Genomic DNA, 14,037 nt, shown 5'->3' on the forward strand with positions numbered 1-14,037 from the left:
TCCTCCTAGTTGGCACGGGGCGGGACGTTGTTGTATGTCTGAGTCTTCATGGCCGTCCCGTTGATCGACCACTGTACTTCGATCATGCTCGGCGGCGGCAGGATTTTTTTATTTGACTTGCTCGGGTGAGAAAGTACGGGCATCTGAGGGTCGTAGATGTTGGTGATCTTCACATCGATCTTCGTTTTCTTGGGTTCCTCTGGTTTCTCTGGTCCGCTTTTGAGGGCTTCGCTCCAGGTGCCGTCATTGAAGCGCGAATTGTGAAACCCGTGCCATCTCTCGCCCTTTCGCATGAGACCGCTCCAGGTGCGCTCTATGTTCCGGAAGCTGCCTCCGAGGCTTCTGCGCTGCTCTACGGATAATTTGTCAAGCGCTTTGAAGGGCTGGGTCCGATTCACATCGAACCGCATCGGGACCTGGTTCAGGCGCTCGCCGATCCCGAAGAACTCGCTGGACCCGATCAGGTGCCCGCCGTTCCAGTCGATTTCCCGGTACTGTGGGGCTTCGCTGCCGAGTTTTTCCTGGTTATATTTGTTCAGTTCTTCATAGTAAAGCGAGCCCTGATTGTTGACTATTTTCTGCTCGTTGTCGTTACGGGCGTTCTTCCCCTCGCGAAGCGTTCCCTCCACGGAGACGGTCCGGCTGAGGCCGTCGGTTCTGTAGACGTATCCGTCCACGTTGTAGGTCATATCGGGTCGAGGGTCCATGAACTCCGGATGCCTGCTTCCCCAACCCTCGGAATCGACCCTGATCTCCCGAATATTGCTGTCGGCGTCAGTGATGTACTCGGTGTGCCGCTTGTTGTCGTCCGCGTACAGTGTGTATCTGCTGTTGGGCTCCAGGTCGACGCCGTCGCCGAAGCGCCGTCCCCGTCCGGGGACGAGTCGTTGGATCTCGGGGTCGGTGCTGTCGTGGCGAATCGCGGGCTGGTCCGTCAGAGGAGTATCCGGCCCGTTCTCGCTCCGGTCGCTGGTGAGGTCGCCCCCGGCACTGCCCGGGCGGGTGTCACCGTGGTCCGGGCCGTACCCGTCGCCCGGGCGGATACCGCCACCGCCGCCGTCGGAGGGGATTCCCCCGTCGTTCCCGTGATGGGTGAACCCGCGGTCGTCATGGGCCGGGGTATCGGCGGCGTGGCCGTTGTCGACGCTGTTGCTGACGACGGGAACCCGGCTGTCGCCGCCGGCGATGTCCAGGGAGCCGTCGCCGTTCCCGGTGAGGTCGACCGGCCGGTCCGGGGACGGGTCCGGGGTTCCGGCCGACTCACCCGGGTCCGATCGTGGGCCGACCAGGGCGGGTACCCGGTTCTCGTCGCTACCGTCGTGGTCGCCGTTGTTCGACCCGCCGCCCGTCTCGGAGGCCTCCCAGCTGTCGGGAGCGCCGTCGCCGCGCACGTCGTTCTCCAGGAAGTCGCCCTCGTACTTCTCCCGCAGACGGGTGGCCTCAGCCGAGGCAGGGTTGAGCACGTCCTCGACGATCAGGCCGTCGTCGAGGCCACGGGTGGTGGGATCGTCCGGTAGGTCGGGGACCGCGGTGTCCCCGTCGTTCGCCTGTTCCAGCCGGCTCAGGGCGTCCCGGAGCTCGGCCATCTCGGACGGGTTCAGGGAGTTCCCCAGGCCGGGCAGATCGAGACGGAAGCTGGCCAGCGGTGCCCCGACGTTGCCGAAGTACGGGAGGTTGAGCCGCAGCTGCACGTCGATGCCGTTCGGGGAGGAACCGTCCATGCCCCGGGGGAGGTCGAGGTCGACCTTGTCGAGGATGGCCGAGCCGCGCCACAGCAGCAACGGGACGCCCACGACGGCACCCGCGCCGGTCGCGGTCAGCACGGTTCCGGCCACGATCGAGCCGATGTTGAGCACGGCCGTGCCGATGACGTACCCGGGCCGCTCGTCCCACTCCCGCCATGGGACGACCGCGTGCGCCACCTCCGTCCAGGTGTTTCCGAAGGTCTCCCAGTCGACCTCGCCCCAAGTGCCGTTCTCGGGGTCGTACACGCCCGCCATCGCGCCGAGGGTCCTGATGTTGTCCTCGTGGTATTCCCACATGGCGTCATCCCAGGACATCTCGAACCAGCCCTCGGAGCTGTACATGCCGGCCTTGGCGCCCAGGTCCTCCAGAGCCCCGGTGGCGAAGTCCCCTACCGAATGAGCCACGTCCACGTACCAGCGGTCGTCGGTGTCCATCGGTCCGCCCCACGGCATGTCGTAGCCGCTGAGGTCCTCGTCGTATCCGTGCACGTACTCGTGCACTCCTGCGTCGACGCCTTCGCCGCCGTGGACGAAGTGTGTGCGCACGGCGAGGTCGGCGTTGATGGCGTTGGCGCACTCGATCTCGGCGGTCTCGTACGCGCGGCGGAGCGGGTCGATGCGTGCGAGGAGCCGGTTGTGTTCCTCCACCTTCTCGCTCTCCCCGCCGAACCACCCGCCCTTCTGCCAGTCGTCGTCGCCCTCGACACTGGCGAGGAAGGCGTTGGCGTCCGCCGTGAGGGCGGCCCAGCGCTCCTTGATGCCGCGGACCTCCTCGGCGAAGGCCTCCAGGGCGGTGGCCGCCTTGTCCGCGCCGGTCGCGACGCTCTCCCCGTCGGTGGCGACGGGGTCGACCACGGCGTAGAGGGTCTCGGCTTCGGGGGACGAGTAGCAGGAGCTCAGTCCCGCCCAGGAGCTCTTGATGTCGCTCCCGGCCTGTGAGACGTCGGCGGCTTTGGCCCGGAGCCGACCCGCTCGGTACTCCAACTGGCCGGGGTGGATGTCGGGGACGGGGAAGGTGGCGGGGTTGATCGGGCCGCCGGTCACACAGGATTCAACGGACTCACCGGTCATGGGGGTGTCTCCATCCGATGCCAGGGGGGTGTGGGATGGGGCGCCCGGGACCTGGGGCGGGGGAGGAGAAAGAGGGGGAAGGGGCGAAAGCGGCCTCAGCCAGGGCAGGAGGAGGGATCTTCTCCCGGGGAAGGGCGAGGGCGTTCGGCTAGAGCGGTTCGCTGTGACCCGCGGTGGGGTCCTCCGGTTCGGGGACCACGCCCGCGGCCGCCTCGTACTGGGAGGCCATATCCGTCTGGGAGTTGATGTAGGCCATGGTGGCCTGGCTCGCCCCCTGGACGGCGCTGGAGGCCAGGGCCGCCATGTCGCCTATCAGGCCGAGGTGGTGTGCGCCGAACTCCTCCAGAGAGGTCTGGACGGGGCCGCTGTTGGACGACTCGAAGCACAGGAAGAGGTATTGCCCGAAGCCGTTCGCGGCGCCGATCAGGCCCTCCCCGCCGCCCTCTTCGCCCATGTGGCCGACGACAGCGGTCAGGACTCCACCGACTTCGGCGGGTTGGATGTTCCAGCTGGTCATACGGTGGTTCTCCCTTCTTGACGACGGTTGGTGCGGTGGTTCGGCGGTGGCTTCGGGGAAGGTCCCCGGCTCCGCTGTTGATCACCGTCCGTATTGTCAGATGGGAGGTGCGCGGCTTTGGTTCACCTTGTGCGCAAGGTTTTCCGGGGAATCCAGGCGCTGCGCGGGATTCCTGAAATCGGGCAGAGTTGGTTACACGGAGTGTTCACTGTGGGCGGCGGAGAAGGCCGCCTCACCGGTCAGGAGCGTTCTGGACCGCTGTGTGTAACGGGGGCTCCTTCGGCCGTGTCACATGGGCACGACCGAAGGAAGGGAGCACTCACTCCATCGCGCGGCCTTCGGCCTCTTCCTGGAGCTTCTCGCGGAGCCAGCCGGGGATGTACTCCTCGTCGCGCGGGAAGTACTTGAGGTCGTTGGTGAATCCGAAGGCGGTGGGGAAGGTGATGCCGGGGTCCTCGTCGTAGTTGTAGGTGACGTTGAACCTGCCGGGCGGGGTGATGACGTACTCGAAGGAGAACCAGGTGCCCTTGCCCTCCTGGTACATCCCCGCCCTGAGATCGTCGAGCATCAGCCCCATGCCGCTCGGAACGGACTCCCTCTGACTGGTTCCGTCCTCGAATTCAACGACGAGGGTGCTCGTGGACTGTTCGATAACGGATTTCCTGGTGTAGAAGATCCTTGTCCATCCTTCGGGGGCTTCATCGAGGATGCGTCCACCGATCTGCGTGAGGACCTTCTGCTGCTCTTCCGGTCCCAGATGTCCGCGCTGGAAATGGCTCACCGCTCGGTTGTCCTCCGTAGCCGGGGCGGCTCCCCGGGTTCCGCCGTAGGTTCCTAGACGGGGAACTCGCCGTACCAGGATCGCTGTACGAGGTGCTTGGGCAGGTACTCCGACTCCACGTCGAGGGAGAAGTCGCCGCGCTGGGACTTGTCGTAGGCCAGGCAGGCCCACGCCAGCAACCCCAGCGGAACGATGCCCTGGACCCCGGCCTGAGCCTCCTCGGTGGTGTTGTACCGCTTGTAACTCTCCAGAGCGAAGACGAGCGCCTCGTTGAACTTGGTGGAGTCACCCATCAGCAGACGGCGGAAGACCTCCATCTTCGGGAAGACCAACAGGTCGAGGCTATCGTCGCCGAATGCGCCGCTTCGGGGAGAGGACAGTTCCATGGCCGACCGCAGCTCACTCACCAGGTCATCGGTGCCGTTGACGTAGGCCTGGAGGGCGGCGATCCAGTGGTAGGTGTACTCGTTGTACCGCACCTTCGCGCCCTCGGCCGCGCGGCGCAGGTGTTCCACGGGGACGCGGCACAGGGCGTCGGCGCGGGCGTTGTCGCGGCAGACGACCGCCAGGTAGAACGCCTTCTCCCACGTGGCAGGGTCGGCGCAGTGGAGCATCCCGGGTGCCGTGAGCGCACGGACCTCATGGTCGATCAGGTACGCGACCTGTGTCCCCTTCTCCGCCTCGGAGACGGCGAAGACAGCGCTGTGGACCTGCATTGCGACGGTCCACGCCTCCCAGGTCTCCACTTCCGCGGCCTCGGGGTCCACCAGGAGCCTCGTCTGTGCTGCGTCGAAGATGGGGTACAGGTCCAGGTCGATGTTGGAGCAGTCCTGCTCCAACCTGCTGACCAACTTCGCACGACGTTTGGTCTGGTACGCGATGAGGTCCTGGTCCACTCCGTGGTCCAGTTCGTGCCGGGAGACGTGGACGGTCACGAGGCCTCCTTATCTGACAGGTCGAAGATGCGATGATCGTAGCCGTTGGCAGTGGACTCCCCGGTCCACTCCCGTTCGCCTTTTTCGTTCAGCTGGTAGGAGTCCACGGGGTCGCCCTTGAACACCGTGTAGACGACGCGACCCTGCTTGAGTTTCTCCCGGATCTCATCGGCGAGCATGAGTTCCTGGATGTTCCCCGGCTTTTTGCCCCTCTCCTCCATCTTCTTGAGGATGTCCTCCAGGTAGGCTCGCGTACCCTGGCTCACTAGACGGGGATCCTCACCGGGCACCTTGATCTCGCGCTCGCCGAGTTCGGTCCTGGTACTGCTCTTCGCCTCGACGATGACGAAGTCGCCGTCCACGGTGCGGTAGATCTGGTCGAACTGGTGGTTTCCGTTCCCTGGGGCGAACGGTGAGGCCGGGATCTCGGTCGCCCCTTCGAGGTTCGGCCTCAGCTCGACCAGCTTGGGTTCACCGTTCTCGTAGACGGTGTCACCGTTAGCGTCGACCTCGTGCCTCATCAGCGGATTGCCGTCGTTGTCCAGAATGGGGCTGCCGTCGAACTCGAACCTGGCGCCGTATCTGGCAGTCATCTCGCCGAACACCTCGGAGAGGTCCGTGGAGTGGCTATGGGCCTCCCTGTAGTCCTTCTTGGCGGCTTCCACCAGGGGATGGTTGGGCCCGCCCTCCTTGAACTTGCCGTACTGTTCCTCCATGTCCTTCAGGTGCTTATCGGCGGCCATGGCCTCGTCGATGGCCATGCGCCGCCTTTCTGTCAGAGAGTCCAGCCCCTCCAGATCGGTTCGGAGTTGTTCGCGTCGGGCGATCTCCGTGTCGATTCGTGCCGCTTCCTCGGCTGAGAGGTTGTCCCCCCTCTCCGGTATGAAGCGCTGGCTGTCGAGGCGGATCTCCGTCTTCTCGCCCAGGTAGTTCGGAGCCTCCGCGGGCTTCAGCGGAACCCAGTCACCGTTGTCGGCCCGGCTGATCCGGGGGAGCTCCCAGTTCTCCGCGCCGACCACGGTGTCAGCCCGCTTCCGGTGACCGTTGTTCTCCTTGTAGAACTCCCGGTAGAAGTCGTTGTACTCGCGGTTGCCCTGACGCTCGTTGAGGAGCCGTCGGAGGTCGTCGATGAACCGCTGCTGATTGGCGGGGTCGTTCCTGTCCCCCCACGAGTGGGTCCTGAACTCGTCCGCGTTCGTCGGGCCGTTGTTCTCCCCGCCGTTGTCGCCGCCCCGGCCGCCGGAGGTCCCGTCCCCGTTGAGCACGGGCGTGCCCGGGACGCCCGGCCGGTCGCCTCCGCCTTCGCCGCCCGTACTGGTGCCGCCGTCGCCGGGCCGGTCCAGGACGTCCGTGCCGCCGGGGGAGTTCCCGTCGGTGTCCAGCGGGTCACCACCGTTGCCGTCCCGGTTGGTGACCTCCGGCATGGTGTTGCTCATCTGCGCACCATCGGCGTCGAACCGGTCGCCGAGGTCGTCGAGGCCCGAGACGTCGATGACGCTGCGATCACCGATGACCGTGTCTGGACGGGGCGCATCGGCCTGGGCGTCGAACGTGTCGTTGTTGCCGCCGCCGACGAGGGCGGGCACCCTGCCCGAGTCCGGGCCGTCCGGGGACTGGCTGGCCTCCCACGCCGGGTAGTCCGAGGCGTGCGCGTTCATGTCGTTCAACACCGCCTCCAGGGACGGGTCCAGGCCCAGCTCCTCCAGGTCGGACCGCGTCGGACGGTCCGACCCGGGCGCGCCGCTGTCACCGCCCTCCTCACCGAGGACCCGGCGGCCGATTTCGCCCAGCTCGGTGGCGTCCGGGCGGGAGGCCAGCAGCTCCAGGAGCTCCCGGCTGTCGTCGAGCTGGCGCGTGGTCGGGTTCACGGCGGGGCGGGTGTTGGCGGAGTCGCCCTCCTCGTCGCCGTGGTGGTTCGCGACGCGCCGGGCGTCGGAACCCTCGGAGCCGTTCCCGTCCCCGCCGGAGCCGTTGCCGGAACCGCCCGGGCCGTCCCCGCCACCGCCGAAGAGGCCCCCGCCGGTGAACCTGCTCAGCAGGTTCTGCATCTCCGACAGCCGGGAGGTGCTGAAAGCGCCCTCCCGGAGCTGGCCCAGGTCGATCCTCAGGTCGGCCAGGGAGACGTTGCCGAACCGCGGCAGGCTCAGGTTGATCCGGCTCATGTCCGGCACGTCCACGTCGGGGACGCTCGGCCCGTCCCCGCCCATCCTGTTGAGCATGGCCGAACCGCGCCAGGCCATCAGCGGCACGCCCACGACCGCGCCCACGCCGGTCGCGGTCAGGACGGCGCCGCCCACGGTCGCGCCGATGTTGAGCAGGGCGGTCCCGATGACGTAGCCGGGCCGCTCGCCCCACTCCTCCCAGGGCACCACCGCGTGCGCGGCGTCCTTCCAGGCGTTGCCGACGGTGTCCCAGCCCGACCAGCCCCAGCTGTCGCTCTCGGAGTCGTACATGCCCGCCAGCGACGCCAGCGACTGGAGGTTGCCCTCGTGGTACTCCCACATGGCGTCGCCCCAGGACATCTCGAACCAGCCCTCGGAGCTGTACATCCCGGTGATCCCGCCGACGTCCTCGGCGATCCCCACGAAGAAGTCGCCCACAGCGGCCCCCGCGTCGACCCACCAGCCGTGGTCGGTCTCCATGGGGCCGCCCCAGGCCATGGCGACGTCGCCGAGGTAGCCGTCGTAGCCGTGTTCGAACACGCCCGTCGCGGACTCCCCGTCGCCGTCGCCCGCGATGAAGTTGGTGCGGTCGGGGATCTCGGCGTTGATGGCGTTGGCGCACGCGATCTCGGCGGCCTCGAACTCCCGCCGCAGCGCGTCCGCGCGGTCGAGCAGCGCCTGGTGCTCCTCGACCTTGTCGCTCTCGCGGCCCAGGAGGCTGTTGAAGAACCCGTCGGCCTCGCGCCAGTCGTCGTCGCCCTCGATGGAGTTGCGGAAGGTGTAGGCGTCACTCGTGAGCGTGGTCCACTTGGCCTGGATGTCGCGGACGGCCTCGGCGAAGGTCTCCAGCGCGCTCGCGGCCTTGTCGAAGGAGGTCTCCACCTTGTCGCCGTCGGTGGCCACCGGGTCGACCACCGCGTACAGCGTCTCGGCCTCGGGGGCGAAGTAGCAGGAGGACAGGCCGGACCACGCGCTCTTGATGTCGCCGCCGATCCCGGCCACGTTGGATCCCTCTCGGCGCAGGTCTCTGGCCTGCCTCTCCAGGGTGGCGGGGCTCGCGGTGGGGACGGGGAAGTTCCGGGGGTCGATCACGCCGCCCGTGGGGACGCACATCTCGGTCACAGGGGTGTCTCCATCTGAGGAACCGGAGGGAGGGTGGGGTCGTCGGGGGTCTCCGGGGTCTGGGGGACCAGGGGAGGAGCGGGGGCGGGGCGCGGGGTTCCGTGCGGCGGGGTCCGCCGCACGGGCCGCGTGGTGCCCGCTACACGGGCGCGTGGGGTCCGTACTGCTGGGGTGGCTCGGGCTCGGGGACCACGCCCGCGTTGGCCTGCGCCTCGGCGGCCATCTCCGTGTTGCCGTTGAAGTAGTGCGTGGTGGCCTCGCTGGCCCCGGTCACGGCGCTCACGGTCAGCCCGGCCATGTCGCCCATGAGACCGAAGTTGTGCTCGGCGAACTCGCCCAGCGCGACGCTGACGGGCGCGCTGTTCGCCTCCTCGTTGATGGCCGTGATCAGGCTCTCGGCGGAGGTCATGGCGCCGACGAGACCGTCGCTGCCGCCCTCCTCGCCGATGTGTCCGGCGACGCTGGTGAGCACGGCGCCCACATCAGCGGGCTGGATGTTCCACTTGGACATCGGGATCCTCTCCTCTCCGGGGCTTCGGGGGGCTTCAGGAGTCGCTGGGGCGGGAGAAGGCGCCCGAGCGGAAGTTCGCGGGCGGCACCGCGTCCGCGTCCGCGGTCGCGGAACCCTCCCGGTGCTGGACGGCCTGGATCTGCTCGTTGAGCATGCCCAGGGACGCGTTCAGGGCGGCGAGGTCGTCCCGGATCCGGGAGCGCATCCGAGCGGAGGCCATGACGAGCCTGGGGTGGACGCCGCGGGCGGCCCCCTCGCGGGGGTCCTCGGGCCGCTCCTCGTCGACGACGGCCTGTTCGTCGCTCGGCTCCACCAGGTCGAACTTCATGTACTCCCCCTCTCAGCCGGGCCGTGTCCGTCCGTTGTGACGTCCGAAGGCCCGCGGTGGTTCGGGAAACCTCGTGCACACCCTATTCTCGCGCGCGGACAGTCGGTCTGCCCAGGGGGTTGTCCGCTCCGCGCCACGGAGTCCGCCCCGTACGGGCCCGCGGGGTCGGGGCGCTCGGGCCGCACCCTTAGTCTTGTGCCCATGACCCGCGCCAAACTCGACAAGCAGCCCCAGGACGTCGCGGCGATGTTCGACGGCATCGCCGACAGGTACGACCTCGTCAACGACGTCATCTCGCTGGGCCAGGACCGCATCTGGCGCAAGGCCGCGGTCAACGCGGTCGACGCCTACAGCGGCGAACTCGTCCTGGACCTGGCGGCGGGCACGGGCACCTCCTCGGAGTCCTTCGTCAGGAAGGGCGCCCGCGTGGTGGCCTGCGACTTCTCCCTCGGCATGCTCCGCGCCGGAGTGCGGCGGCGCGGGGGAGCCTCCCGGGGCGGCGTGACCTTCGTGGCGGGCGACGCCCTGCACCTGCCCTTCGCCGACGAGACCTTCGACGCGGTCACGATCTCCTTCGGCCTGCGCAACGTCAACGACGTGGACCAGGCGCTGCGCGAGCTGCGGCGGGTCACCAAGGTCGGCGGGCGGCTGGTCATCTGCGAGTTCAGCCACATCCCGGTCGAGTTCGTGGACCGGCTCTACTCCACCTACCTCATGGGCGCCCTGCCCAAGATCGCGGGCATGGTGTCCGGCAGCGGCGACTCCTACGACTACCTGTCCGAGTCGATCATGGCCTGGCCCAAGCAGCCCGAGCTGGCGCGCCGCCTCCAGGGCGCGGGCTGGTCGCGGGTGGCCTGGCGCAACCTGTCGACGGGGATCGTCGCCCTGCACCGCGGCTTCCGCGACGAGTAGCGGCCCCGCCGCAAGTGTGGCCGGTGGGAAACGCGGGGTTCCCCCTGCGGTGATCTTGCTACTGGAGTCAAAGTCGGCTGCGAACTCGCCTCCAGTAGCAAGATCACGCCGAGAAGGCCGTCCCTCTCCCGCGCCGCCGAAACCCCTGCGGGCCTCTGCGCCCCCGCGGCCCCTGCGGGCCCCATGAGCCCGCCCCCGCGCGCGACCAGAGCACATCAGGCATAAGGATTCCGTAATCCCGAGGAGCACCCCGCTCCTCGGGATTTTCGTGTTGCCCGTGTGGCGCCTGAGGCGGCGCTCACCATTCTGATCTGGGGCTCTGACGGAGAGTGGCGCAGTTCGGGGCTCGTGAAGCCTTCTGGGGGCCTATGTCCCCTTTGATAGCAGGCCGTCTGAATACCCCCCGGGGACTCGCCTCGGACTCCAGGAGGGTCTAGACTGCCGAAAAGAGGCTTGTGAAGTGCTTCACAAGTCTAGGAGGTATAGGACACATGCCTCTATGTCGGACATAACGGACTCTCCACAGCACCCATACAACTCCCCCCGTGAGCGGGTCCATCCCGCAGGCAGGCCCGCCACGGTGCATCCGCGCGAGCAGTCGAGGACCCACCCGTGAGCGAGACAGCCACCTCCTCTCCCCGAGGCCGGGAGCGGACCGAGTACGACGCCGACGTGATCGTGGTCGGCGCAGGTCCCTCCGGCTCCACCACCGCCTACTACCTGGCCCAGGCAGGACTGGACGTCCTGCTCCTGGAGAAGACCTCCTTCCCGAGGGAGAAGGTCTGCGGCGACGGACTCACCCCCCGGGCGGTGAAGCAGCTCACCGCCATGGGCGTCACCTTCGAGGACGAGGGGTGGATCAAGAACCACGGCCTGCGCATCGTCGGCGCGGGCGTGCGCCTGGAACTGCCCTGGCCCGACCTGGCCGCCTACCCGGGTTTCGGCCTCGTGCGCACCCGTTACGACTTCGACCAGATCCTGGTCAACCGCGCGGTGGCCGCCGGGGCCAAGCTCCTGGAGCGCACCACCGTCACCGGCCCCCTCATGGACGAGCGCAGCAACCGCATCGTCGGGGTCCGGGCCAAGGACGCCGACCGCGAGCCCGTCACCTTCCGGGCGCCGCTGGTCGTGGCCGCCGACGGCAACTCCTCCCGGCTGTCCGTGGCCATGGGCATCCGCAAGCGCGACGACCGCCCCATGGGCGTGGCCGTGCGCACCTACTTCGAGAGCCCCCGCCACAAGGACGACTACCTGGAGTCCTGGCTGGAGCTGTGGGACCGCAGCGGCGACAAGGACGTCCTCCTGCCCGGCTACGGCTGGGTCTTCGGCGTCGGCGACGGCACCAGCAACGTCGGCCTGGGCATCCTCAACTCCACCGCCTCCTTCCAGGACGTGGACTACCGCAAGCTCCTGCGCCGCTGGACCGACTCCATGCCCGAGGAGTGGGGCTTCACCGAGGAGAACCAGAAGGGCGGCATCCGCGGTGCCGCGCTGCCCATGGGCTTCAACCGGGTGCCGCACTACTCCCGCGGCCTCATGCTCGTCGGCGACGCGGGCGGCATGGTCAACCCCTTCAACGGCGAGGGCATCGCCTACGCCATGGAGGCCGGGAACATCGCCGCCGACGTGATCGTGCAGGCGCACGGCAGACCCACCCAGCAGACCCGCGAGCGGGCCCTGCTGCGCTACCCGGACGTGCTCGCCGACACCTACGGCGGCTACTACACGCTCGGCCGCTACTTCGTGAAGGTCATCGGCCAGCCCGAGTTCATGAAGTACGCGACCAGGTACGGCCTGCGCCAGCGCACCCTCATGAAGTTCGCGCTGAAGATGCTGGCCAACCTCACCGAGCCCACGCAGGGGGACGCCATGGACAGGGTCATCAACGGCCTGTCCCGCATCGCCCCCGCGGCCTGACGGGCGGGTCCGGGCGCCCGCGCCCGGACCCGCCCGGACGGGGCCCGACCCGGGGAGGGCCGGAGCCGCACGAGCGCCGCCAACCGGGCGCCGCGGCACCGAGACCCCCGGACACGGGGCGCCGGACCAGGCGGACACACAACCCACCGGGCGGTCGAGCCCGGCTCCACAACAGGACACACGGGACGACCGGAGATGAGTCCGCACAAGTGAAAGCAATCACAAGCGCCCCCGGCACGCCGCGCGGGCGTGCCCAGCAGCCAGGAGGAGGGTGAGCGTGGAGCTGTACACACCGATCTTCGTGCTCGGCGGGATCGGCGCCGCGTTCGTCGTGGTGTCGATGGTCGCCGGTGCGGTCCTGGGGCCCAAGCGCTACAACCGGGCCAAGATGCAGGCCTACGAGTGCGGCATCGAGCCCACGCCCCAGCCCGCGGGCGGCGGCCGCTTCACCGTCAAGTACTACATGACGGCCATGATGTTCATCGTCTTCGACATCGAGATCATCTTCCTCATCCCCTGGGCCGTGCACTTCGACGCCCTGGGCTGGTTCGGACTGGTCGCGATCGTCCTCTTCCTGGTGAACGTCTCCATCGCCTACGCCTACGAGTGGCGCCGCGGAGGCCTCGAATGGGACTGACCGGTACTTCCCTGGGGCTCCGCGCCGCTTCGCCCCGGGTCTCCGCAGACCACACCCCGCAGTCCAGCCCGGAGGAGGAGCACAGCTGATGGGACTCGAGGAGAAACTGCCCACCGGCATCATGCTCACGACCGTCGAGCAGGTCGTGGGCCTGGCCCGCAAGAGCTCCATGTGGCCCGCCACGTTCGGCCTGGCCTGCTGCGCCATCGAGATGATGTCCGTCGGCGGCCCGCACTACGACCTGGCCCGGTTCGGCATGGAGAAGTTCGGCGCCACCCCGCGCCAGGCCGACCTGATGGTCGTCGCCGGGCGGGTGAGCCAGAAGATGGCCCCCGTCCTGCGCCAGATCTACGACCAGATGCCCGAGCCCAAGTGGGTCATCGCGATGGGCGTGTGCGCCTCCAGCGGCGGCATGTTCAACAACTACGCGATCGTCCAGGGCGTGGACCACATCGTCCCCGTCGACATGTACCTGCCCGGCTGCCCGCCGCGGCCGGAGATGTTCCTGGACGCCGTGCTCAAGCTGCACGACAAGGTGCAGAACACCAAGCTCGGCGCCCACCGGGAGCAGGAGATCACCGAGAACGAGGAGCGGATGCTCCGCCGTTCGCTGCCGCTGGTGAGCAAGGACTGACATGAGCACCGAGAACGAACGCGAACGCGACGAGGAAGCGGCGAACCTCCCCGACAAGCTGGGCCGCGAGCGGCTGGCCGCGCCGATCCGGCGCACCGGGATGTTCGGCGCCACGACCACCGGCGACACCTCGGGATTCGGCGGCCTGCGGGTGCGGGGGAGCGCTCCCGCGCACAGCCAGCGCCCCTTCACCGACCCCGAGGACCCGCGCACCGCCGACTTCGACCGGGTGGCCGACGACCTGGAGGCCGCCCTGGGCGAGGACGCGGGAGCGGTCGAGCGGGTCGAGGCCGCCCGCGGCGAGCTGACCTTCCACGTGCGCCGCGAGGCGCTCCCGGAGCTGGCCCGCCTGCTGCGCGACGACCCGGCCCTGCGCTACGAGCTGTGCACGGGCGTGGCGGGGGTGCACTTCCCCGACGACACCGGCCGGGAGCTGCACGCGGTCTACCACTTCCGCTCGATCACCCACAACAGCGAGATCCGCGTCGCCACCACCTGTCCCGACGCCGACCCGCACGTGCCCTCGATCGTGTCGGTCTACCCGACCAACGACTGGCACGAGCGCGAGGCCTGGGACTTCTTCGGGATCGTCTTCGACGGCCACCCGGCGCTGACCCGCATCCAGATGCCCGACGACTGGCACGGCCACCCCCAGCGCAAGGACTACCCGCTGGGCGGCATCCCGGTCGAGTACCGGGGGGCCACCGTGCCCCCGCCGGACGAGCGGAGGTCCTACAAGTGAGCCCCGCCAACCCCACGCACTCC

12 protein-coding genes are annotated in these 14,037 nt (G+C 68.5%); 5 read left to right on the forward strand and 7 right to left on the reverse strand.

Annotated elements, in window-relative coordinates; genetic code table 11:
* Nucleotides 1–5 precede the first annotated feature (5 nt).
* The 7 genes from FYW99_RS01910 to FYW99_RS01940 all read right to left on the reverse strand — a co-directional run bounded on the left by FYW99_RS01910 (nt 6) and on the right by FYW99_RS01940 (nt 9,172).
* Entirely contained in the window at nt 6–2,816 is a 2,811-nt protein-coding gene (locus FYW99_RS01910; RefSeq protein ID WP_150249360.1) for a DNA/RNA non-specific endonuclease, read from the reverse strand.
* A 148-nt stretch (nt 2,817–2,964) separates the two neighbouring features.
* Nucleotides 2,965–3,333 carry a DUF6507 family protein gene (locus tag FYW99_RS01915; protein WP_150249363.1) on the reverse strand — a complete coding sequence of 123 codons (369 nt, stop codon included), beginning with the start codon at nt 3,331–3,333 and terminating at the stop codon, nt 2,965–2,967.
* Nucleotides 3,334–3,652: 319 nt separating this feature from the next.
* Nucleotides 3,653–4,114 (reverse strand): antitoxin YezG family protein, encoded by a 462-nt coding sequence (locus tag FYW99_RS01920; protein ID WP_150249366.1) that lies wholly within the window; start codon nt 4,112–4,114, stop codon nt 3,653–3,655.
* Nucleotides 4,115–4,167: 53 nt separating this feature from the next.
* A complete protein-coding gene (locus FYW99_RS01925) occupies nt 4,168–5,049 on the reverse strand; it encodes an immunity 49 family protein (protein ID WP_150249369.1) in 882 nt (293 codons plus the stop codon).
* On the reverse strand, nt 5,046–8,324 hold the full coding sequence (locus tag FYW99_RS32105) for a hypothetical protein (protein ID WP_223838662.1): 3,279 nt from the start codon (nt 8,322–8,324) through the stop codon (nt 5,046–5,048). The genes FYW99_RS01925 and FYW99_RS32105 overlap by 4 nt, the downstream gene beginning before the upstream one ends.
* A gap of 148 nt (nt 8,325–8,472) precedes the next feature.
* On the reverse strand, nt 8,473–8,844 hold the full coding sequence (locus FYW99_RS01935; protein WP_150249371.1) for a DUF6507 family protein: 372 nt from the start codon (nt 8,842–8,844) through the stop codon (nt 8,473–8,475).
* Nucleotides 8,845–8,878: 34 nt separating this feature from the next.
* The gene (locus FYW99_RS01940) at nt 8,879–9,172 is read right to left on the reverse strand and encodes a hypothetical protein (RefSeq protein WP_150249374.1); all 294 of its coding nucleotides are present in this window, start codon (nt 9,170–9,172) and stop codon (nt 8,879–8,881) included.
* A 201-nt stretch (nt 9,173–9,373) separates the two neighbouring features.
* Here FYW99_RS01940 and FYW99_RS01945 point away from each other — a divergent pair, with 201 nt between their 5' ends.
* The 5 genes from FYW99_RS01945 to FYW99_RS01965 all read left to right on the forward strand — a co-directional run bounded on the left by FYW99_RS01945 (nt 9,374) and on the right by FYW99_RS01965 (nt 14,014).
* Nucleotides 9,374–10,084, forward strand: coding sequence for a demethylmenaquinone methyltransferase (locus tag FYW99_RS01945; RefSeq protein WP_150249377.1), 711 nt, complete (start codon nt 9,374–9,376; stop codon nt 10,082–10,084).
* A gap of 612 nt (nt 10,085–10,696) precedes the next feature.
* A complete protein-coding gene (locus tag FYW99_RS01950) occupies nt 10,697–12,001 on the forward strand; it encodes a geranylgeranyl reductase family protein (protein WP_150249380.1) in 1,305 nt (434 codons plus the stop codon).
* Nucleotides 12,002–12,278: 277 nt separating this feature from the next.
* Nucleotides 12,279–12,638, forward strand: coding sequence for an NADH-quinone oxidoreductase subunit A (locus tag FYW99_RS01955; RefSeq protein ID WP_026114451.1), 360 nt, complete (start codon nt 12,279–12,281; stop codon nt 12,636–12,638).
* 88 nt (nt 12,639–12,726) lie between these two features.
* Entirely contained in the window at nt 12,727–13,272 is a 546-nt protein-coding gene (locus FYW99_RS01960) for a NuoB/complex I 20 kDa subunit family protein (RefSeq protein ID WP_150249382.1), read from the forward strand.
* A 1-nt stretch (nt 13,273) separates the two neighbouring features.
* Nucleotides 13,274–14,014: an NADH-quinone oxidoreductase subunit C gene (locus FYW99_RS01965; RefSeq protein ID WP_150249385.1), complete on the forward strand. Its 741-nt coding sequence runs from the start codon at nt 13,274–13,276 to the stop codon at nt 14,012–14,014.
* Nucleotides 14,015–14,037: the final 23 nt, after the last annotated feature.

This window comes from Nocardiopsis deserti (assembly GCF_008638355.1).
Lineage (GTDB): Bacteria > Actinomycetota > Actinomycetes > Streptosporangiales > Streptosporangiaceae > Nocardiopsis > Nocardiopsis alborubida.